The 20,000-nt window shown below is 58.5% G+C and carries 21 protein-coding genes; 4 read left to right on the top strand and 17 right to left on the bottom strand.

The features are described 5' to 3' along the window. Nucleotides 1–136 precede the first annotated feature (136 nt). The gene (locus B4056_RS09855) at nt 137–1,084 is read left to right on the top strand and encodes a sugar-binding transcriptional regulator (RefSeq protein WP_039379090.1); all 948 of its coding nucleotides are present in this window, start codon (nt 137–139) and stop codon (nt 1,082–1,084) included. Nucleotides 1,085–1,187: 103 nt separating this feature from the next. Here B4056_RS09855 and hisP read toward each other — a convergent pair whose 3' ends face one another. The 15 genes from hisP to B4056_RS09930 all read right to left on the bottom strand — a co-directional run bounded on the left by hisP (nt 1,188) and on the right by B4056_RS09930 (nt 15,438). Then, a complete protein-coding gene (gene hisP, locus B4056_RS09860) occupies nt 1,188–1,961 on the bottom strand; it encodes a histidine ABC transporter ATP-binding protein HisP (RefSeq protein WP_039379092.1) in 774 nt (257 codons plus the stop codon). Between the two features lie 8 nt (nt 1,962–1,969). Beyond that, nucleotides 1,970–2,686: an ABC transporter permease gene (locus B4056_RS09865; RefSeq protein WP_039379094.1), complete on the bottom strand. Its 717-nt coding sequence runs from the start codon at nt 2,684–2,686 to the stop codon at nt 1,970–1,972. Continuing rightward, the gene (locus tag B4056_RS09870) at nt 2,683–3,369 is read right to left on the bottom strand and encodes a histidine ABC transporter permease HisQ (protein WP_039379095.1); all 687 of its coding nucleotides are present in this window, start codon (nt 3,367–3,369) and stop codon (nt 2,683–2,685) included. The genes B4056_RS09865 and B4056_RS09870 overlap by 4 nt, the downstream gene beginning before the upstream one ends. Before the next feature lie 196 nt (nt 3,370–3,565). Next, nucleotides 3,566–4,348 carry a lysine/arginine/ornithine ABC transporter substrate-binding protein ArgT gene (gene argT, locus B4056_RS09875; RefSeq protein WP_039379096.1) on the bottom strand — a complete coding sequence of 261 codons (783 nt, stop codon included), beginning with the start codon at nt 4,346–4,348 and terminating at the stop codon, nt 3,566–3,568. Nucleotides 4,349–4,622: 274 nt separating this feature from the next. Then, nucleotides 4,623–5,192, bottom strand: coding sequence for a UbiX family flavin prenyltransferase (locus tag B4056_RS09880; RefSeq protein ID WP_094111117.1), 570 nt, complete (start codon nt 5,190–5,192; stop codon nt 4,623–4,625). Nucleotides 5,193–5,328: 136 nt separating this feature from the next. Continuing rightward, nucleotides 5,329–6,846 (bottom strand): amidophosphoribosyltransferase, encoded by a 1,518-nt coding sequence (gene purF / locus B4056_RS09885; protein ID WP_094111116.1) that lies wholly within the window; start codon nt 6,844–6,846, stop codon nt 5,329–5,331. Between the two features lie 36 nt (nt 6,847–6,882). Continuing rightward, a complete protein-coding gene (gene cvpA / locus B4056_RS09890) occupies nt 6,883–7,368 on the bottom strand; it encodes a colicin V production protein (protein WP_039379104.1) in 486 nt (161 codons plus the stop codon). A gap of 249 nt (nt 7,369–7,617) precedes the next feature. Beyond that, nucleotides 7,618–8,379 (bottom strand): cell division protein DedD, encoded by a 762-nt coding sequence (gene dedD, locus B4056_RS09895; protein ID WP_104085233.1) that lies wholly within the window; start codon nt 8,377–8,379, stop codon nt 7,618–7,620. Beyond that, on the bottom strand, nt 8,369–9,637 hold the full coding sequence (folC, locus tag B4056_RS09900; protein ID WP_288654571.1) for a bifunctional tetrahydrofolate synthase/dihydrofolate synthase: 1,269 nt from the start codon (nt 9,635–9,637) through the stop codon (nt 8,369–8,371). Before folC ends, dedD begins: the two co-directional genes overlap by 11 nt. A gap of 171 nt (nt 9,638–9,808) precedes the next feature. After that, entirely contained in the window at nt 9,809–10,717 is a 909-nt protein-coding gene (gene accD, locus B4056_RS09905) for an acetyl-CoA carboxylase, carboxyltransferase subunit beta (RefSeq protein ID WP_039379111.1), read from the bottom strand. A 132-nt stretch (nt 10,718–10,849) separates the two neighbouring features. Continuing rightward, complete coding sequence (locus tag B4056_RS09910) at nt 10,850–11,512, bottom strand: DedA family protein (protein ID WP_039379114.1); 663 nt, start codon at nt 11,510–11,512, stop codon at nt 10,850–10,852. Nucleotides 11,513–11,546: 34 nt separating this feature from the next. Then, nucleotides 11,547–12,353 (bottom strand): tRNA pseudouridine(38-40) synthase TruA, encoded by an 807-nt coding sequence (truA, locus tag B4056_RS09915; protein ID WP_039379116.1) that lies wholly within the window; start codon nt 12,351–12,353, stop codon nt 11,547–11,549. Next, nucleotides 12,353–13,363, bottom strand: coding sequence for an aspartate-semialdehyde dehydrogenase (locus B4056_RS09920; protein ID WP_065648816.1), 1,011 nt, complete (start codon nt 13,361–13,363; stop codon nt 12,353–12,355). The genes truA and B4056_RS09920 overlap by 1 nt, the downstream gene beginning before the upstream one ends. Nucleotides 13,364–13,455: 92 nt before the next feature. Continuing rightward, nucleotides 13,456–14,607, bottom strand: a complete 1,152-nt coding sequence (pdxB, locus tag B4056_RS09925; RefSeq protein ID WP_288654573.1) for a 4-phosphoerythronate dehydrogenase PdxB — start codon at nt 14,605–14,607, stop codon at nt 13,456–13,458. A 57-nt stretch (nt 14,608–14,664) separates the two neighbouring features. After that, the gene (locus B4056_RS09930) at nt 14,665–15,438 is read right to left on the bottom strand and encodes an AraC family transcriptional regulator (RefSeq protein ID WP_094111111.1); all 774 of its coding nucleotides are present in this window, start codon (nt 15,436–15,438) and stop codon (nt 14,665–14,667) included. A gap of 93 nt (nt 15,439–15,531) precedes the next feature. On the opposite strand from B4056_RS09930, the gene B4056_RS09935 reads away from it, so the two are divergent. Next, on the top strand, nt 15,532–16,422 hold the full coding sequence (locus tag B4056_RS09935) for a DMT family transporter (RefSeq protein ID WP_113655384.1): 891 nt from the start codon (nt 15,532–15,534) through the stop codon (nt 16,420–16,422). Here the strand turns inward: B4056_RS09935 and B4056_RS09940 are convergent. Next, nucleotides 16,409–17,785, bottom strand: a complete 1,377-nt coding sequence (locus tag B4056_RS09940; protein WP_094111110.1) for a sensor histidine kinase — start codon at nt 17,783–17,785, stop codon at nt 16,409–16,411. The two genes, B4056_RS09935 and B4056_RS09940, sit on opposite strands and share 14 nt — an antisense overlap. Further along, a complete protein-coding gene (gene tctD / locus B4056_RS09945; RefSeq protein WP_150034173.1) occupies nt 17,776–18,447 on the bottom strand; it encodes a transcriptional regulator TctD in 672 nt (223 codons plus the stop codon). Before tctD ends, B4056_RS09940 begins: the two co-directional genes overlap by 10 nt. Before the next feature lie 120 nt (nt 18,448–18,567). Between tctD and B4056_RS09950 the strand changes: the two genes are divergently transcribed. After that, on the top strand, nt 18,568–19,545 hold the full coding sequence (locus B4056_RS09950; RefSeq protein ID WP_039379130.1) for a Bug family tripartite tricarboxylate transporter substrate binding protein: 978 nt from the start codon (nt 18,568–18,570) through the stop codon (nt 19,543–19,545). Between the two features lie 11 nt (nt 19,546–19,556). After that, the gene (locus B4056_RS09955) at nt 19,557–19,988 is read left to right on the top strand and encodes a tripartite tricarboxylate transporter TctB family protein (RefSeq protein ID WP_094111108.1); all 432 of its coding nucleotides are present in this window, start codon (nt 19,557–19,559) and stop codon (nt 19,986–19,988) included. Nucleotides 19,989–20,000 lie beyond the last annotated feature (12 nt).

The following is a 20,000-nucleotide window of genomic DNA, read 5'->3' on the forward strand; positions in this document are numbered from 1 at the left end:
AGTCGGCGGCTAACATTTGGTTCTGCGAGATGCATCACAATTAATACATTTGCTCTCATTTAGGGCTTTTGCCCGATTAGCGCTTGCGTCTGATTCCGCGATAAACTGACGCTTCAGTTTTCGACGGAAGCGCGTGATGAGCAGAGAAGAGAAAAAACAGGAGCTGGCGGCGCGAGCGGCATGGATGTATTACGTCGCTGGCGTAACACAGCAGGAGATTGCGCGCGCGCTCGGCTTATCGCGTCAGGTGGCGCAGCGGCTGGTGTCCAGCGCACGGGAAATGGGCATGGTCAGCGTCAAAATCGATCATCCGGTTACCCACTGTCTGCAACTGGCGCACGAGGTGCAGACGAAATTTGGTCTTGAGCTGTGTCGGGTGGTGCCTTCTGCCCGTCTGGAGGATGACGCTATTCAGCAGATGCTGGCCGTTGAAGGGGCCTCAGTGATGAGCCAGTTTATCAGCGAGGAGCAGCCGCAGGTGTTCGGCATTGGATCCGGCAAAACGCTGCGTTCGATGATCGACGCGCTGCCGTGGATTGAACGACCACAGCATCAGTGCGTGTCGATGATTGGTGCGATTGCGCGCGATGATTCCGGTACGCGTTACGACGTGCCGCTAAAGATGGCTGAGAAAATGCAGGGCAAATATTTTTTTATCCCCGCGCCGCTCTATGCCGACACGCCAGAAGACAAAACCATGTGGGTGCAGCATCAGGTCTATCAGCGCGTGACGCAGCGCGCCCTGCAGGCAGACGTTGCGTTTGTTGGCATTGGTGAAGTGCAGCCGGGCTGTCCGCTAAATGCCGAAGGCTTTATTACCGATGTGCAGGTCAGAGAGCTTAACACGCGTGGCGTGGTGGGTGAGATGCTTGGCCATTTCTTTAATCAGCAGGGCGAGCGGGTGTGGGGCGAAACCGATGCGCTGCTCACCAGCGTGCTGCTGGAGAGCCAGACGCAGCGGAAGATTATCGGCTTTGCCGGCAGCGCACGGAAATATCCGGCCATTCGCGCCGCGCTATTGGGTGGGTGGATCTCCGGGCTAGTGACCGACGAAGACACGGCGCTGAAGTTGCTTGGCGAGTGATTAAAACGCTTCTGCAATACGCAGCGGCGCGATTTATCGCGCCGGGTTAATCGCAAAATGGCAAACAAGCGCGCCATGAATTACGCCGCTACGGCTCAGCAGCCTATTTTAACGAGCCTTTCAGGAACTGCTGCAGGCGCGGACTCTTTGGATTGCCAAACAGCTCATCGGGCGTCCCCTCTTCCTCAATTTTTCCCTGATGCAGGAAAATCACATGGTTTGAGACGTGGCGGGCAAATTCCATCTCGTGCGTGACCACGACCATGGTTTTTCCCTCTTCCGCCAGCTTCTGCATAATACGCAGGACTTCGCCTACCAGCTCGGGATCGAGCGCTGAGGTCGGTTCATCAAACAGCAGCACTTCCGGTTCCATTGCCAGCGCACGGGCAATGGAGACGCGCTGCTGCTGGCCGCCAGAGAGATGTACCGGATATTTTGCCCGCGCGCGCGCATCAATCCCGACTTTATCCAGATATTTGATCGCCCGTTCGCGCGCTTCCGCCTTGCTCAGACCGAGCACCTGAATGGGTGCTTCCGTCACGTTATCCAGCACCGTCATATGACTCCAGAGGTTGAAGTGCTGAAACACCATGGTGAGGCGCGTGCGCAGCGAGCGCAGCTGCTCCTTGTTCGCCACTTTCAGCTGGCCGTCGGTATCGCGCACCAGCGCAATCTGTTCGTTATTAACGGCGATAGCCCCTTCGCTCGGCTTTTCGAGGAAGTTAATGCAGCGTAAAAACGTACTTTTCCCGGAGCCGGAAGAGCCAATGATGCTAATCACATCGCCGGCATTGGCGCGCAGTGAGACGCCTTTCAGAACTTCATGTTCACCGTAACGTTTGTGCAGTTCGGCAACCTGTAATTTATTTTCAGCCATAGTGATACTCAGTGCGACGAAGAGGGTTTCACATGTGCCAGAAAGCGGCGCTCCGCAAGGCGGAACAGGCTAATCAGCACATAAGAGATAATCAGATAGAGCACGGCAGCGAGCCCAAACGCGGTAAACGGCTGATAGGTGGCCGAGTTAATATCACGCGCGATTTTCAGCAGATCCGGCACGGTCGCAGTAAACGCCAGCGCGGTGGAGTGCAGCATCAGGATCACTTCATTGCTGTATGCGGGTAGCGCGGTACGCAGCGCGGAGGGCAAAATGATGCAGCGGTAAAGCTTTACGGTTGAAAAACCGTAGGCGCGCGCCGCTTCAATTTCGCCATGTGGCACGGCGCGGATGGCGCCCGCAAAGATTTCAGTGGTGTAGGCGCAGGTATTCAGCGTAAATGCCAGCAGCGTACAGTTCAGACCGCTGCGAAAAAAGGCGTTCAGCAGCTCAGATCCTTTCACCACTTCCAGCGTATACATGCCGGAGTAGAACACCAGCAGCTGGACGTAGAGCGGCGTGCCGCGGAACACATAGGTAAACAGCCAGACCGGGGTTGAGATAAACCGGTTGGGTGATACGCGGGCGATGGCCAGGATCACAGCCAGACAGCCGCCGAGCACGACAGAAAGAATAAGCAGCCACAGCGTGATCGCCACGCCGGTAAAGCGATAGCCATCGGTCCAGAGCAGTTGTTTCCAGTACTCCTGAATAATCTCAATCATAATTCTGCCCTTTTTACCCCGACCGAGTAGCGGCGCTCAAGCCACCACAGCACGCCATTAGAAAGCGTGGTAAACACCAGATAGATCACCCCTGCCACAATGGCAAAGTAGAACGGCTGCCAGGTGCTCTTGCCCGCCAGCTGCGTCGCTTTGACCACATCCTCCAGCCCCAGCAGCGACACCAGTGCGGTAGCCTTGAGGATCACCTGCCAGTTGTTTCCGATACCGGGTAGCGCAAAACGCATCATGGCCGGAAACAGAATGCGCCGGAACGTCTGCGAGCCGGTAAAACCAAAGGCGGTAGCGGCTTCAATCTGTCCCTTCGGCACCGCCAGAAACGCGCCGCGAAAGGTTTCAGTAAAATAGGCGCCGTAGATAAACCCGAGGGTAATGATACCGGCCACCATCGGGTCGATATCAAACTGCGCCAGGCCCAGCGCGTCAGTTACCGCGTTGAGCGCAATCTGCAGCCCGTAAAAGATCAGCAGCATCAGCACCAGATCGGGCACGCCGCGGATCAGGGTGGTGTACCCTTCCGCGATGATGGCCAGCGGCCGGCTGCGCGACAGTTTGGCACCCGCCCCGAGCAGGCCGAGGATAACCGCCAGCAGCACGGCGCTCAGCGCCAGCTCCAGCGTCACCAGCGTGCCTTTGAGAATGACTTCAGAATAGCCGTACAACATGATTTCGATCCTGTCGTGAGGGGAAAATAACACACGCTGCCCGGGAAATAGCGGACAGTCCTGACCAGGGATATGAATCACGGAAGGATAGCGGCAAGCGTATGAACCCCGGGAGTTTACATAAGTAAGCGCCCGGAGTGAATAGTTATGGCCCCGGTTCCTGTCACTCAATCCGCAGTATCAGGAAACAGGTCGATCAGTCACCGTAGACGTTGAAATCGAAATATTTTTTCGCAATCTTGTCGTAGGTGCCATCTTTGCGCATCTCATTAAACGCCTTATCGATGGCGGCTTTAAGATCGCTGTCATCTTTGCGCAGGCCCATGCCGGTGCCTACACCAAAGATTTTGTCATCTTTCACCGCCGGGCCAGCAAACGCATAGTTTTTGCCTACCGGCTGCTTCAGAAAGCCTTCGCTCGCCTGCACTTCATCCTGGAAAGCGGCATCAATGCGTCCGGCGTTCAGGTCCTGATAGACCAGATCCTGATTTGCATAAGGCGTCACGGTAACGCCCTTCGGCCGCCAGTATTGATTCGCATAGGTTTCCTGCGTGGTACCCTGCAGCAGACCGATATTTTTGCCCTTCAGCGATTCAATCGTTGGCTGCAGCGGAGAGCCTTTTGCCGCCACCAGACGGGCGTTAGCCGCATAGAGTTTTTCCGAGAAGCCAATCTCCTCCTGACGCTTTTCGGTGATAGAGAGCGACGAAATAATGGCATCAATTTTTTTCGCTTTCAGCGACGGAATAAGCGCATCGAAATCACTTTCCACATAGGTACATTTGGCCTGAATGCGTTTGCAAATCTCATTGGCAAGGTCGATATCAAACCCCACCAGCTGGCCCTGGGCATTTTTTGACTCAAACGGCGGGTAAGTTGGATCGGTCCCGATACGCAGCGACTGCGGTACTGCGGCAAAAACGCTGGCGGTGCCGGTCATTGCCAGCAGCAGGGAGAGAGCCAGAACTCGCTTTTTCATAGTTTACCCTCAAGTGACGTGCTTATTGTTATGTGGTGTGATGTGTGTTTTGCGCTGAATGGATTGCAGTTTTCATGCCAGGTCTCAGAGCTGGCAATGCAGCACGCAGGCGCACTAACGAGAGCGTCGTAACGGGACGCAGAGAGTTCGTTATGAAGGGAATATAACAGCGGGATGCAGAAGAAAAAGCGAGTTTGCTAACTTTTAGTGCAGATTATGCACGAAGAGTGATCGACACCGCGAATTCGCACATCCATTGTGCAGCGCGCAACCTTTATGCGCCATTCCAGCGCATGAACAGATCTTCCGGTAGCGTGATATCAAACTGATCCACCACGCGATTAACCGTCTGGTCGACCAAATCCTCAATACGCTGCGGCCGGTGATAGAACGCCGGCACCGGCGGCATGATCATCGCGCCCAGTTCAGCCGCCGTGGTCATCATACGCAGATGACCGACGTGCAGCGGGGTTTCGCGTACGCAGAGCACCAGGCGGCGCTGCTCTTTCAGCACGACGTCAGCGGCGCGCGTCAGCAGGCTGTCGCTGTAGCTGTGTACAATGCCGGAGAGCGTTTTCATTGAGCACGGCAGGATCACCATACCCAGCGTTTTAAATGAGCCGGAAGAGATGCTTGCCCCGATATCCCGCACGTCATGCACCACGCTGGCAAGCGCCTGCACATCCCGCACGCTGTAGTCCGTTTCCAGCGCCAGCGTCTGGCGCGCTGCCGGGCTCATCACCAGATGGGTTTCCACTTCCGGCACCGATTGCAGCACCTGCAGCAGCCGCACGCCGTAGATTGCGCCACTGGCGCCGGAAATACCCACGATGAGACGTTTCATAACTCTGCCTTACTCTGTTCAGAATCGGCAATGATAGCCTGCCACAGGCAAAAATGCGCTGGCGCCCGGTGAAAAAGCGCAAAACAGACGGGGCAGACTTTCGCCTGCCCCGCGGGAGTGCCGGATAAAAGCTCAATCAGCCTTCGTTATGGATCTCCAGCCCTTCCACTTCGTTCTGACGCTGCAGCGCTTTGGCGTCGTCGTTACGCAGCGACTGCAGATACTCGAGGTATTGCTGATCCACATCCTTAGTGACGTAAACGCCGTTGAAGACGGAGCACTCAAACTGCTCAATGTCCGGATTCTCTTCGCGTACCGCTTCGATCAGATCGTTCAGATCCTGGAAGATCAGCGCATCCGCCTTAATCAGCTTGCGGATCTCCTCCACCTCACGGCCATGGGCAATCAGCTCGGTAGCGCTTGGCATGTCGATGCCATAGACGTTTGGAAAGCGGATCTCCGGTGCAGCCGACGCGAGATAAACCCGTTTAGCACCCGCCTCGCGCGCCATCTCGATAATCTGTTCAGAGGTCGTACCGCGCACGATAGAGTCATCCACCAGCAGCACGTTTTTATCGCGGAACTCTGCACGGTTGGCGTTGAGCTTACGGCGAACGGCGCTGCGGCGCAGATGCTGGCCCGGCATGATAAAGGTGCGGCCCACATAGCGGTTTTTCACAAATCCCTGACGGTAGGGCTTGTTCAGGATGCGCGCAATCTCCAGCGCGGTATCGGTCGAGGTTTCCGGAATCGGAATCACCACGTCGATATCGAGATCTTCCCACTCCCGGGCAATTTTTTCCCCGAGCTTGGTGCCCATGCGCACGCGCGCGCTATAGACGGAAATCTTATCCAGGAAAGAGTCCGGGCGGGCAAAATAGACATATTCAAACAGGCAGGGATTACTTTTCGGGTCCTCTGAACACTGGCGGGTCGAAAGCTGGCCCTGTTCAGTGATATAGACCGCTTCACCCGGCGCAACGTCACGAATGAACTCAAATCCCAGCGTATCCAGCGCCACGCTCTCCGAGGCAACCATATACTCTGTGCGGCCATCCTGCATGTCGCGCTTGCCGAGCACCAGTGGACGAATCCCGTTCGGATCGCGAAACGCCACCATACCGTGTCCGATAATCATCGCCACCACGGCATAAGCGCCACGCACCTGCTGATGCACTGCCGCTACCGCGGCAAAAATGGTTTCCGCATCGAGCGGATAGTGCTGAAAGCGATCCAGCTCCTGCGCAAAAATGTTGAGCAGGATCTCTGAATCGGAGGTGGTATTAACGTGACGGCGACCGGTCTCAAACAGCTGTTTGCGCAGCTCATGCGCATTGGTGAGATTGCCGTTATGCGCCAGCGTAATACCGTAAGGGGAGTTAACGTAAAATGGCTGCGCTTCAGAGGCGCTGGAGCTGCCGGCGGTAGGGTAACGCACGTGGCCGATACCGATATTGCCCTGCAAACGCTGCATGTGGCGCGCTTCAAACACGTCGCTGACCAGACCATTTGCTTTGCGCAGACGGAAGCAGTTCAGCGCATCGATAGTACAAATGCCGGCGGCATCCTGTCCGCGGTGCTGCAGCACCGTTAACGCGTCATAGATCGACTGGTTTACTGGCATAAAACCGGTGATACCAACAATACCGCACATATTGTCATTTCCTCATTAGCCGCACTCCCGATGGTGTCACCGGGGTAAAAAACTTGACGTGCTTTTCAGGTAATCAAAAAACCACCTGATGATATAACTGAACTGGGGAATGAGCTGAGACTGTTGCCAGTCCGGGCTTTTTGAAAAGCCGGTGAATGTATCAAGGAAGAAAAGAATGGCGGAAACAATCAGCACGCCACGCAACGCCCCGAAACAGACCCCCAACACCCTGTCGGTTCCCGACAAGCCGGTTTTCTCAACCAGCGAGCCGATCACATAGTTCACGATGGCACCCACAATCAGGGTGGCAACGAATAACACCGCAATTGCGATGCCGTTGCGAACCAGTTCGTCGTTAAAACCTGTAAACCAGACTGCCAGGTAGGCGTAGTAATGACTGGCGACAAAAAACGCGCATCCCCAGGTAACAAGAGATAAGGCTTCCCGGACAAACCCGCGAATCAGGCTGACCAGAGCCGAAAAACCAACTACCGCAATAATGACGTAATCAATCCAGATCATGAACGCTTCCAGTACAGTGCTTCGCACCCCTGCATCCAGTTCGGGGCGCATTCTAACAGAAAAAGAAAACGTTTGCGTAGCCTTTTCCCGTTCGCGGTGATGAAAAAGGGCGAGGAAAAATAATTCCTTCGCCCGTTACTATCAGCAATATTTAACTAGCTGATTTTAAAGTTAATTAACTGCTTTAACCCGGCATTTACGCGCTATAAGCCACGCCTGTTACTGCTATCGGCGTGGCTTATCAGCCTGTCAGCGCACGCTATAGGGTTTCACCACGCCGCCCAGTCCGGAAACGCTCTGCAGCTCGCTCAGCGAACTTTGCAGCTTCGCTTTAGAGGCGTCAGGTCCGACGTAGATACGGGTGATTTGCCCCTGCACCGGCGATGACGGCACGGTAAAGGCGCGGTAGCCAGAGAGCCGCAGCTTCGCCACAATCTCGTCCACTTTCGCAGCGTTCTTCAGTGCGCCAAGCTGTACCACATACGCCTGCCCCGCTGGCGCGCTGGCTGGCTTCGACGTTTCTGCCGGCTTGCTCTGCTCCGCTGCTTTTGGCTGCTCTGCGGGTTTTGGCGTCTCCACCGGCTTCGGCTTCGGTTGCTCTGCCGGCTTCGGCCTGCTCTGCTCGGTGGTTTTAGGTTTCGTCTGCTCAGCAGGTTTCTGCTGGGTTCTGGGCTGCGTCTGCTGATGCACCGCCGGTGGCGTGACTACGCTCGGCTGGCTGTTCTGCACCGGCTGCGCGCTGCCGCTGACGGCCGGATTTTGCGTGGCCTGAGTGGTCGCTGACTGCTGCGCAGCACCGGCGCCTTCCGGCGGCTGCGACGGCAGCGGCTGCGTGACCGGCGGCACCATTTCGCTATCCTGCTGATCGTCAGGTTTTGGCACCAGCGGAATCGCTGCAAACTCTTCCTTATAATGCTTTTTCTTACCGTCCAGCAGGCCCGGCAGCACAATGACACCAATCGCCACCAGGATCACCGTGCCCACTAACCGATTTTGAAACTTACTCGCCACTGCCGTTCTCCGCTGCCATCGATTCCATAACCTGTGCTACGGTGTGAAATGACCCACACACCAGAATCACATCCTGCCGGCTGGCCTGCGCACGCGCCGCCCGCCACGCCGCATCAACGCTGGTATACGCCGTACCGCTCTCCAGATGCGCAAGCAGCTCCTCTGCCGATGCGCCACGCGGACCCGCCAGCGGCGCGCAGTACCAGTGCGTCACCTGCGGCGCCAGCGCAGCGAGCGTACCGGCAATATCTTTGTCGTGCAGCATACCCGCTACCGCATGAACCGATCCGCCCGCGGGCAGCGCTGCCAGACGCGACGCCAGCCAGGCAGCCGCGTGCGGGTTGTGCGCGACGTCCAGAATCACCTGCGGCGCATGGCTTATGGTCTGGAAACGCCCTGCCAGTACCGCCTGCGGCAGATGCGCGCGGATAATGGCGTCAGGCACCTGCAGACCCGATGCGCGTAACGCAGCCAGCGCCGTGGCCGCATTCGGCAGCGGCACCTGCGGCAGCGGCAGATCGCGCAGCTCACCCTGCGCATCCTGCAGCATCCAGCTATCACTACCGCCCTGCCACTGCCAGTCGCGATTGACCTGATGCAGCACGGCACCGGTCTCTGCTGCCACCGCAGCGATGCTTGCTGGCATCTCCGCTTCGCCCACTACGGCAGGTTTACCGGCGCGGAAAATACCCGCTTTCTCCCGCCCGATACTCTCGCGGTCGGGGCCAAGCCAGTCCGTGTGATCGAGTGCGATACTGGTGATCACCGCCACATCACTATCAACAATGTTGGTGGCATCAAGACGGCCACCCAGTCCGACTTCGAGGATCACCACGTCAAGATTCGCCTGGCGGAACAGATTAAGCGCAGAGAGCGTGCCAAATTCAAAATAGGTGAGCGAGGTATCACCACGCCCCGCCTCGATTTCAGCAAAGCTGGCGCTGTGCTGCGCCTCCGGCAGCTCCGCACCCTGCACGCGTACGCGCTCGGTGTAGCGCACCAGATGCGGCGAACTGTAGACGCCCGTACGGTAGCCTGCTGCCATCAGCAGCGTTTCCAGCGTGCGGCAGGTGGTGCCTTTGCCGTTGGTGCCGGCGACGGTAAAGATAAAGGGAGCGGGTTTCAGCAGGTCAAGCTGCGCGGCAACGCGCTGAATACGATCCAGACCCAGTTCAATCGCCTGTGAGTGAAGATGCTCAAGATAGTGAAGCCACGTGGCCAGCGGCGACGTGCCCTGAGGAGGCTGATGCGTGTTCATGAGTCCCGTCTGTTGCGTAGTACAGCTCATCGTTCAGCGCAGCGGCGGAAAGAGAGGCCTGCGCGCGGCTGATGGCTATCAACAGGCAGGAACCGGCACGGCTGCTCACTGAATAATGGGATGTACGGAATGAAAGTAAAAAGGCGCATCGCTGCGCCTTTCGGTTGCCTGTCAGGCGTCGTTGCTTTCTGGTTCCACCACCACCGGTGGCTCGCCATCCAGCTGCGGAGCCGGCAGGTTCATCATTTTTGCCAGCAGGCTGGCCAGCTTAAAGCGCATTTCCGGACGACGGATGATCATGTCGATCGCGCCTTTTTCAATCAGGAACTCACTGCGCTGGAAGCCCGGCGGCAGCTTTTCACGTACCGTCTGCTCAATCACGCGTGGACCGGCAAAACCGATCAGCGCTTTTGGCTCCGCCACGTTGAGATCGCCCAGCATCGCAAAGCTGGCAGAAACGCCCCCCATGGTCGGGTCAGTCAGCACGGAGATATAAGGCAGACCGCGCTCCTGCATTTTCGCCAGGGCCGCACTGGTTTTTGCCATCTGCATCAGCGACTGCAGCGCTTCCTGCATACGTGCACCGCCGCTGGCCGAGAAGCAGATCAGCGGGCAGTTATCTTCCAGCGCCTGCTCTACGGCACGCACAAAGCGCGCGCCCACGACTGAGCCCATCGAGCCGCCCATAAAGGCAAACTCAAACGCCGCCGCCACAACCGGCATGCCGTGCAGCTGGCCTTTCATGACGATCAGCGCATCTTTTTCGCCGGTGTCTTTCTGGGCCGCTACCAGACGATCCTTATACTTTTTGGAGTCGCGGAACTTGAGCAGATCTTTTGGCTCCAGCTCGCTTCCCAGCTCAACCATCGACCCTTCATCCATCAGGCTATGCAGACGCTCGCGCGCGTGCATACGCATGTGGTGGTCGCACTTCGGGCAGACCTCAAGGTTGCGCTCCAGCTCGGCGCGGTAGAGCACCTGACCACAGCTGTCGCACTTGGTCCACACCCCTTCCGGGATGCTGGCTTTGCGCGTAGGCGTCGTGGTGCTTTTATTCAGTATGCGTTCAATCCAGCTCATTGATGACCTTTCTGTTTAATGCTGACCTGGTCCAGTCTTTTCGTTACTGCTGAAATCACCTTCAGCAGGCCGTAAATGTCGCTCATTAAACCACAACCTGTTCACGCTGTGGATAAAAATCTGGTGACGGGCTTACTGCGATTTCTGCTGACGCGCCTGACGGCGATGACGCCATACTTCAATCACGCCTGGCAGTATCGATACCACGATAATGCCGACAATCAGCAGCTTGAGGTTCTCCTGCACCACCGGCAGATCGCCAAACAGATAGCCGGCATAGGAGAACAGCAGTACCCACAACAGCGCGCCCGTAACGTTGAAGAGCGCAAAGTGGCGATAGGACATATGTCCCATACCCGCCACGAAGGGGGCAAAGGTTCGCACGATTGGCACAAAGCGCGCAAGTATAATGGTTTTACCGCCGTGGCGATCGTAGAACGCATGGGTTTTATCGAGATAGCTGCGGCGGAAGATTTTAGACTGCGGATTACTGAACAGCTTCTCACCAAACAGGCGGCCAATGGTGTAGTTCACCGCATCGCCGAGGATAGCAGCGATAACCAGCAGCGTGACCATCAGATGCACGTTTAAGTCGTTGCCCGGTAAGGCAGCAAGCGCGCCTGCCACAAACAGCAGCGAATCACCCGGCAGGAATGGCGTTACCACCAGACCGGTCTCGCAAAACAGGATCAGGAACAGGATGGCGTAGATCCAGATGCCATACTGCGCCACCAGTTCGGCCAGGTGCACATCAATGTGCAGAATAAAATCGACAACAAAATGGATAAACTCCATACCAGCTAACTCCCTGACACCCTACGGTTAAAAATTAATCTGCGAGGAACAGTGGTCCCGGCGCAGGCTGTGGTAACGCAAAATGGGACGGGTAATCCACCGCCACCAGGTATAACCCTTCCGCTTTCGCGGTTGCCGCTGCCAGCGTGCGATCTTTTGCCGCCAGCAGATCCGCTATCCAGCTCTCCGGCTGATTGCCATTGCCAACCTCTATCAGGCTGCCGACGATGTTACGCACCATATGGTGCACGAAGGCGTTCGCTTTGATATCGACAATGACAAATGCCCCCTGCCGTATGACGTTCAGATGGATCACGTTACGCCATGGCGTACGCGACTGGCACTGAACGGCACGAAACGAGGTGAAGTCATTTTCACCCAGCAGATGCTGACCGGCACGCTGCATTTTCTCTGCGTCCAGCGGATGGTAGTAGTGCGTCAGCCCGTTGCCGAGAATAGCCGGGCGCAGCCGCTGATTATAAATCACATAGCGGTAGCGTCGCGCGGTCGCGCTGAAGCGCGCGTGAAAGCTCTCCGGCACCGCTTTTACCCAGCGTACGGCGATATCATCCGGCAGATTGGCATTGACCCCCAGCGTCCAGGCGCTGTCAGCGCGCCGGGAAGTGGTTTCAAAATGCACTACCTGACCGGTGCCGTGTACGCCTGCGTCTGTCCGCCCAGCGCAAAACACGCTGACGTCATGGTTCGCTACTTTCGCCAGCGCTTTCTCCAGCTTCTCCTGCACACTGCGTACTTCATTTTGCCGCTGCCAGCCATAGTAGCGGCTGCCGTCATACTCAATGCCCAGCGCCAGCTTCAGGGTTGTCGCCTCCGCCTGCATCAGTAGAAATACTCCTGCACCAGCTTCTCCGCCGTTTTCACTGCCATCAGCGCGCCGCCAAAGCGTACGTTATCCGCCACCGACCAGAACTGCAGCAGCTCCGGAATGCCGTAGTCGTTGCGCAGGCTGCCAATGCTCAGCACTTCATTACCGGAGGCGTCGCCCACCTGCGTCGGGTAATCCCCCTCTTCGCTCAGGCTGATATCTTCCGCACGCGCCAGTTCATCACGTGCCTCTTCGGCAGAGAGCGGACGCAGATTTTCCAGATAAACGATTTGCGCATTACCGTAAAACACCGGCGCCTGCACGCTGCTCACGGCAATCGGCAGTCCCTCATCCTGCAGCACTTTACGCACCTGCTCCACGACGCGACGTTCACTTGCCACGCTGCCGCTGCTGTCTGCCTGCTGCGGCAGCAGGTTAAATGCCAGCTGACGGCCAAAATAGTGTTCGTCAGGCGGAATGCCATTCAGCAGGCGCGCACTCTCGCCTGCCAGTCCATCCACGGCAGCTTTGCCCTGGCTGGATACTGACAGCAGGTTTGTTACCTGAATGCGGCTCAGCCCGGCGGTTTCAACCAGTGGCTTGATGGCGCATAACAGCTGGCTTACCAGCGCATCTGCCACGCTGATGATATTACGGTTACGGTAGTCCGCCAGCACCTGCGGGTTCACATCCGGTACCACCAGCGGCACATCCGGCTCCAGCGCGAACAGATCGCTGCTGTCGATCACCAGGCATCCCTGGCTCGCCGCCTCTTCTGCGTAGCGGGCTGACGCCTCGCGACCGGCAGTGAAAAACGCCAGCTGCGCCTGGGTCCAGTCGAACTCAGCCGCATCCTGTACGCGCACCGAACGGCCGGCAAAACGCAGCGTTTCACCCGCGCTGTTTTCGCTTGCCAGCAGATGGATCTCACCAACCGGGAACTGGCGTTCCGCCAGCAGTTCCAGTACAGCGTTTCCTGTGGCGCCTGTTGCGCCCAGTAGCGCAATATTCCAGCCGTCAGACATGTTGGTTTACTCCAGACAATGACATAAAAACAGAAGGCGGTAATGATACCGCCTCATAATTCAGATTCGTTCCCGCTGTGCGCCGTGGCGCATCATTCCGGGAGAGAGGATGGCTGCCCCTGCAGGCTGACGCTAAAGCCCAGCTGCTTCAGCATGCTGGCGCTGTCGGCGCTGTCGCAGATCACCTGCAGCGAAGACCACTCGCGGCGCTCCTCATACTGCCGGCGCAGCCGGTCAAACTCGCCCGGCTGGCCTGCTGCTTTACGCAGCGGCGCGTCGTCGCGGCGCACATCATACACCAGGTGTGCCAGTCGTTTCAGCGTTGCCTGATCGAGTTCACCGTGCAGCGTGATGCTGCTGAACTCCGGCGGCGGCAGCAGACTCTCCAGCGCCACCTGCTGCGGCTGGCCGATAAACGCGCTCCAGGCTTCAAAGACCTGCGTCGTGCCACGCGCTTTACCCTCCAGCGTGTAGCCTGCGATATGGGCGGTGGCGATATCCACGCGCGCCAGCAAATCGAGACTGAGATCGGGTTCCGGCTCCCATACATCCAGTACCACGCGCAGATCGCCACGCATTTTCAGCACTTCCAGCAGCGCAGCGTTGTCAACCACCGGGCCGCGGCAGGCGTTAATCAAAATAGTGTCAGGCCGCAGCGCCATCAGCAGCGCCGCATCCGCCAGGTGCCAGCTTTTATAGCGCCCTTCTTTATTCAGCGGCGTATGAAACGTCAGGATATCCGCCTGTGCCACCAGCGTTTCCAGCGTATGAAACGGCCCGGTATCGCCGCGATCGGCACGGGGCGGATCGCACAGCAGCGTTTTAACACCCCAGGCTTCCAGTCGCGCCTGCAGACGGCTGCCGACGTTACCCACGCCCACGATACCCACGGTGCGATCGCGCAGCGCAAAGCCGTCGCGTTCAGCCAGCAGCAGCAGCGCAGAGAAGACATACTCCACTACCGCGATAGCGTTACAGCCCGGTGCGGCGGAAAAGCCGATACCGGCCGCCTGCAGCGAGGGCTGATCCACATGATCGGTGCCGGCTGTGGCGGTGCCGACAAATTTTACCGGCGTGCCCGCCAGCAGCGCCGCATTGACCGGGGTGACTGAGCGCACCATCAGCGCGCTGGCATCGCGCAGCTCCGCTTCAGGCAGCGGACGGCCCGGTACGGCAACCACCTCACCGGTGCGGCTGAAGAGTTCACGGGCATAGGGCATGTTTTCATCAACGAGAATTTTCACGGCGGAAGTCCTGTCTGCGGGAAATGAACGCCGGCTAGTGTGCCACAAAGGCGCCTGTTAGCCTAACCGGCTGCGATAGCGTTCCGGAGAGGTGCCCGCCTGCTGCTGAAACATGACAATCAGCGCCGAGGCGGAGCTATAGCCGAGTTCATGAGCGATAGCCTGCACGCTCTTGCCCTGCTCCAGCAGCGCAAGCGTGCGCAGAAAACGCAGCCGCTGCCGCCACTCGCTAAAGGACATTTTCAGCTGCTGCTGGCAGCGCCGCGCCAGCGTACGTTCTGTGGTAAACACGCGCTGCGCCCACTGCGCCAGCGTGGTGTTGTCGCCGGGATTTTCCTCCAGCGCACGCAGCACCGGTGCAAGAAACTTATCATCTGAGGCGGGCAGATAGCTGGTATGCGCGGGTGCCTGGCGCAGGCGATCCAGCAGCACATCACACAGGCGCCACTCCGCCTCGCTCTGCGGCTGCGCCAGCGCGCGCTGCGCGAACTCATTCATAATCGCATGCGTTATCGCATCCGCCGTCAGCAGGCAGGCGCGCGCCGGCAGGCCGTGACACAGTTCGGCTGCCAGATTCAGGGTACGAAACTGTGCCTGACAGTGGTTATAGCTGCTGTGTCGCTGGCCGGGAGGGATCCATACCGGCATCTCAGCCGGTGCCAGCAGGCGCTCGCCTTCAATGTCCAGCTCCAGCACGTGGCGGGTAACAAAAATCGCCTGGCCCCACGCATGCTGATGCGGCAGATACTCGGTGCGGGCATGCGTCTGCTCATAACGCATAAAGATGCGCGGCGCGTCGGCTGGCGGGCAATAGGCAACCTGAATAGTCATTCTGTCCGGTCATTAACAAATATTGTCCGATTTTAACTATCTGTTTTAAACCGGTCAAACGTATGCTGGCGGCACTTTTTTACGGAGCCTGTTATGAATCTGCTGTTTCCGCTCATTGCGGTGCTGATCTGGTCAGTCAACACCATCGTCAGCAAACTTTCGGCTGACGCTATCGATCCCGCCGCTATCTCATTTTATCGCTGGCTGCTGGCGCTGCTGGTGCTGACACCGTTCTGCCTGCGCGGCGTATGGCGGCATCGGCGCACCATAAAAGGCCACCTCGGCCAGCTGCTGCTGCTGGGGCTGCTTGGCATGGTGCTCTATCAGAGCCTTGCCTACTATGCGGCGCATAGCGTGTCGGCGGTGATGATGGGCATACTGGGCGCCACCATTCCGCTGCTGACGATTCTGCTCAGCCTGCTGGTGCTGCGTCTGGCTCCCACGCGCGGTATTCTGCTGGGCGGTATTCTCTCGTTTATCGGGCTGGTCTGGCTGGTCAGCGGCGGCAACCCGGCTCAGCTGCTGGCGCAGCGACCCGGCAATGGCGAAGTCATGATGCTGGCGGCCTCCACCTCTTATGCGCTCTATGGCGTGCTGACCAAACGCTGGGCGATCCCGCTCCCCACCTGGCAAAGCCTCTATGTGCAGATTTTCTTCGGTGTTGTGCTGCTGCTGCCGGGCTTTCTGCTCGCGCCGGAGGTCGCGCTGACGCAGCAGAACCTGCCGCTGGTGCTGTTTGCCGGGCTGTTTGCCTCGATCGTGGCGCCCTTTTTGTGGATCCTTGGCGTGCAGCGGCTGGGTGCCAGCACCACCAGTATCTTTATGAACGTGGTGCCGGTATTTACAGCGCTTATTGCGGTGCTGTTTCTGCATGAGCAGCTGCACAGCTATCACTGGATTGGCGGCGGTATTACGCTTACCGGCGTGATCCTGGCGCAGCGGCTGAAGACGCCGCTGCGCCAGCCGGCCATCAGGGAAAGCTGACGGTGACCCGCAGTCCGCCCAGCTGCGGGCTGCGATCGAGACGCAGCCGCGCGCCGTGCCAGGCGCAGATATCTTTCACCAGCGCCAGCCCGATACCCGCACCAGGCTGCCCGCTGGGATCGAGACGTGCAAACGGCTGGAGCGCCTGCTGCTGCTGCGCAGCGTCTATACCGGGGCCGCTGTCTTCAATCTCCAGCTGATGCCCCTGCAGCCGTGCCGTTACCGTTCCCTGCGCCGGCGTATATTTAATCGCATTATCCAGCAGGTTGGCGCACAGTTCAGCCAGCAGCAGCGCGTCTCCCTGTACGCGACATGCCTCTTCGCCCTCGAAACCTAAATCAATCTGCTTGTGCCGCGCGGCGGTATAGCCGCTCAGGCACGCCTGCTGCACAATCTGACTGAGATCAACGCGGGTAAAGGGTTTATCTTCGCCGTGGCGCGCCTTGATCTGCGCCAGCTGCAGCAGCCGGTCAGTCAGCTCTACGGTATCGTTCAGCGTGTGGCGCATGCCCTGCAGGCTCTCACGCCACTGCTGCGGATCGTCACTGCTGAGCGCCACGCTGACCTGGGTTTTCAAAATGGTCAGCGGCGTACGCAGCTGGTGCGACACATCGGCGCTGAAGCGCTCCTGCCGCGCCAGCAGCCCGCGCAGCCGCTCCAGATGCCGGTTAAATGCCACAATCAGCGGCTGCAGTTCTGACCAGGGTACCAGCGACGGCAAGGGCGTCAGCTCCCCTGGCGCACGGCGCAGCATAATCCGCGACAGCCGGCGCAGCGGCCGCAGCACCCGGCGCAGCAGCATCCCCGCCAGCAGCAGCGTGATCAGCACCAGGAAACTCTGGCTGATCAGCGCCGTACGCAGCAGGCTGTCGGCAAAGGCGTGCCGGGAGTTCAGCGTTTCCGCCACCAGCACCAGCGCCATGCCTTCTACCCCCTCTTCATTCACCGGCTGCCATAGCGCCGCCACGCGAATCGGCTGCCTGCGGTAGTGCGCGTCATAAAAGTGCACCAGCGCCGGGTAAGCCTCAGAGAGCGGCGCGTTACGCGGCAGCAGCGGCAGATCGGGATAGCCGGAGAGCGTATTTCCCTGCGGGGAAATAACCTGATAGAAGAGCTGGTCGTTCATATTACGCTCAAAACTGTCCAGCACTACCCAGGGCACATCAACCTCCAGATGGCGCTGACGTACCACCAGCCTTTCCGCCACGGTACGGGCTGACGCCAGCAGTGAACGGTCATAGGCCTGGTTTGCTGCCTGCAGCGCGCTCTGATAATGGGTATAGACCGAGAGCGCCCACAGCAGCAGCAGCGGTACGCCCAGCCACAGCAGCAGTTCACCGCGCAGCGAGTGCATCAGTCGCACGGCTGCTGCTCCAGGCTGTAGCCGAGCCCGCGCAGGGTCACAATCACCACGTCGCTGCCGGAGAGCTTTTTGCGCACCCGATGCACATAAAGCTCAATGCTCTCCGGGCTGGCGTCGTCGGCCAGCGTAAACGTCTGCTCATAAAGATGCTGGCGCGATACCGGTCGTCCCGGCCGCTGCATCAGCGTGGAGAGCACGCTCGATTCGCGCGGCGTCAGCGACAGCGGTTTATGATTCAGCAGGAAATAGCCTTCGCTATCGCGTTCCAGCTGTCCAAGCCGCTGCGTCTGCGCCGTCTGCCCGTGGCTGCGGCGCAGCAGCGCGCGCAGCCGCGCATCCAGCTCATCCAGCTCAAACGGCTTGGTCAGGTAGTCGTCGGCGCCGCCGTTTAAGCCCTGTACCCGCTGCGCCAGCGTACTTTGTGCCGTCAGCAGCAGCACCGGCACGTTCTGTCCGCGTTTGCGCAGCCGCGCCAGTACTGCCAGGCCATCCAGCCGTGGCAGTGACACATCCAGCACCACCAGCGCGTAGTCCTCACTTTGCAATATATGATCGGCGGCCAGCCCGTCCGCGACCCAGTCGACAGCAAACCCTTTTTGCGTGAGCGCCTTTTGCAGCCATGAGGCCAGTTCAGTGGTGTCTTCCACCAGTAAGAGACGCATATCACATCCTGTCATTTTTGCTGATAGCTGAAAGGTAAATGAAAGGTTACTCCTTTAACAATTCAGCAACCGAAAATGTTCGGTAGCAATCACAATCTGGAAGAATGACTGGAGCGAACCATGAAAAAAACAGGCCTTCTCGTCCTCGCCTCATCCCTGCTGGCTTTTTCAGTAACCTCTGCGCTGGCAGAGGTACCACAGCGCACCGAGTGTATCGCCCCGGCCAAACCCGGTGGCGGTTTTGACCTGACCTGTAAGCTGATCCAGGTCTCGATGCAGGAGACCGGCCAGCTCACCTCGCCCATGCGCGTAACCTACATGCCAGGCGGCGTCGGCGCAGTGGCCTATAACGCCATCATTGCGCAGCGCCCGGCCGAAGCGGGTACGCTGGTAGCCTTCTCCGGCGGGTCGCTGCTTAATCTGTCACAGGGCAAATTTGGCCGCTATTCCGTGGACGACGTGAAGTGGCTGGCCGCCGTCGGCACTGACTACGGCATGGTGGCGGTACGCGCCGACGCGCCGTGGAAAACGCTGGGCGAGCTGATGGAGGCGATGAAAAACGATCCTAATAAAGTCGTCGTAGGCGCCGGCGCCTCCATCGGCAGTCAGGACTGGATGAAAACCGCGCTGCTGGCGCGTGAAGCCGGTATCGATCCGCGCAAAATGCGCTATGTCGCCTTTGAAGGTGGCGGCGAGCCGGTGACCGCGCTGCTTGGCAACCATATTCAGGTGGTGTCCGGTGATATGAGTGAAATGGTGCCACACCTGCAGGGCGGCAAAATGCGCGTGCTGGCGGTGATGAGCGACAAACGTCTGCCGGGAAATCTGGCCGATATCCCCACCGCTAAAGAGCAGGGCTTTAACGTTGAATGGCCGGTGATCCGGGGTTATTACCTGGGTCCTAAAGTCAGCGATGCGGAGTACCAGTGGTGGGAAGATTCGTTTAAAAAACTGGTTGCCACCAAAGAGTTTCAGCAGCAGCGCGACGCGCGCGGCCTGTTTGAATTCAACATGTTTGGCAGCGAGCTGGATGCTTACGTGAAAAAACAGGTCGCTGACTATCGTGAAAAAGCGAAATCGTTCGGGCTGGCGAAATAGCGGAGGCGATAATGAGCGATCGTATTTTTGCCGCCGTCTGGCTGGCGCTCTGTATTGCCGGCCTGTTTATCGGCTGGCAGATCCAGAGTGAATATAGCTATGAGCCGGTCGGTCCGCGCCCTTTCCCGCTGCTGCTGCTCGGGCTGATGGCGATCTGCGCCGTCATGATGCTGCTGCGCAAGCCTGATGTCATACAGTGGCCATCAGCCACCACGTTTAAAAAACTGATTGTCCTGTGCATTCTGCTGATGGCGTATGGCTGGCAGTTCGAACATCTGGGCTTTCCGCTCTGCACGACCCTGCTGACCTTTGGTATCGGCCTGCTGTTTGGTGCGCGCTGGTGGGCGGCGGCGATCTCTGGCGTGGTGATGGGCGTGGCGCTGTTTTACGCCTTCGACCGGCTGCTTGACGTAACGCTGCCGATGGGCAGCTGGCTGAGTTAACAGGAGTCAATA

This window comes from Pantoea sp. UBA7232 (assembly GCF_002473195.1).
Classification (GTDB): Bacteria; Pseudomonadota; Gammaproteobacteria; order Enterobacterales; family Enterobacteriaceae; genus Pantoea; species Pantoea eucrina.

Excerpts from the sequence above, each read along its gene's own strand:
- B4056_RS09855 (WP_039379090.1), top strand. The coding sequence starts at position 137 with ATGAGCAGAGAAGAGAAAAAACAGGAGCTGGCGGCGCGAGCGGCATGG.
- hisP (WP_039379092.1), bottom strand. The coding sequence starts at position 1,961 with ATGGCTGAAAATAAATTACAGGTTGCCGAACTGCACAAACGTTACGGT.
- B4056_RS09865 (WP_039379094.1), bottom strand. The coding sequence starts at position 2,686 with ATGATTGAGATTATTCAGGAGTACTGGAAACAACTGCTCTGGACCGAT.
- B4056_RS09870 (WP_039379095.1), bottom strand. The coding sequence starts at position 3,369 with ATGTTGTACGGCTATTCTGAAGTCATTCTCAAAGGCACGCTGGTGACG.
- argT (WP_039379096.1), bottom strand. The coding sequence starts at position 4,348 with ATGAAAAAGCGAGTTCTGGCTCTCTCCCTGCTGCTGGCAATGACCGGC.
- B4056_RS09880 (WP_094111117.1), bottom strand. The coding sequence starts at position 5,192 with ATGAAACGTCTCATCGTGGGTATTTCCGGCGCCAGTGGCGCAATCTAC.
- purF (WP_094111116.1), bottom strand. The coding sequence starts at position 6,846 with ATGTGCGGTATTGTTGGTATCACCGGTTTTATGCCAGTAAACCAGTCG.
- cvpA (WP_039379104.1), bottom strand. The coding sequence starts at position 7,368 with ATGATCTGGATTGATTACGTCATTATTGCGGTAGTTGGTTTTTCGGCT.
- folC (WP_288654571.1), bottom strand. The coding sequence starts at position 9,637 with ATGAACACGCATCAGCCTCCTCAGGGCACGTCGCCGCTGGCCACGTGG.
- accD (WP_039379111.1), bottom strand. The coding sequence starts at position 10,717 with ATGAGCTGGATTGAACGCATACTGAATAAAAGCACCACGACGCCTACG.
- B4056_RS09910 (WP_039379114.1), bottom strand. The coding sequence starts at position 11,512 with ATGGAGTTTATCCATTTTGTTGTCGATTTTATTCTGCACATTGATGTG.
- truA (WP_039379116.1), bottom strand. The coding sequence starts at position 12,353 with ATGCAGGCGGAGGCGACAACCCTGAAGCTGGCGCTGGGCATTGAGTAT.
- B4056_RS09920 (WP_065648816.1), bottom strand. The coding sequence starts at position 13,363 with ATGTCTGACGGCTGGAATATTGCGCTACTGGGCGCAACAGGCGCCACA.
- B4056_RS09930 (WP_094111111.1), bottom strand. The coding sequence starts at position 15,438 with ATGACTATTCAGGTTGCCTATTGCCCGCCAGCCGACGCGCCGCGCATC.
- B4056_RS09935 (WP_113655384.1), top strand. The coding sequence starts at position 15,532 with ATGAATCTGCTGTTTCCGCTCATTGCGGTGCTGATCTGGTCAGTCAAC.
- tctD (WP_150034173.1), bottom strand. The coding sequence starts at position 18,447 with ATGCGTCTCTTACTGGTGGAAGACACCACTGAACTGGCCTCATGGCTG.
- B4056_RS09950 (WP_039379130.1), top strand. The coding sequence starts at position 18,568 with ATGAAAAAAACAGGCCTTCTCGTCCTCGCCTCATCCCTGCTGGCTTTT.
- B4056_RS09955 (WP_094111108.1), top strand. The coding sequence starts at position 19,557 with ATGAGCGATCGTATTTTTGCCGCCGTCTGGCTGGCGCTCTGTATTGCC.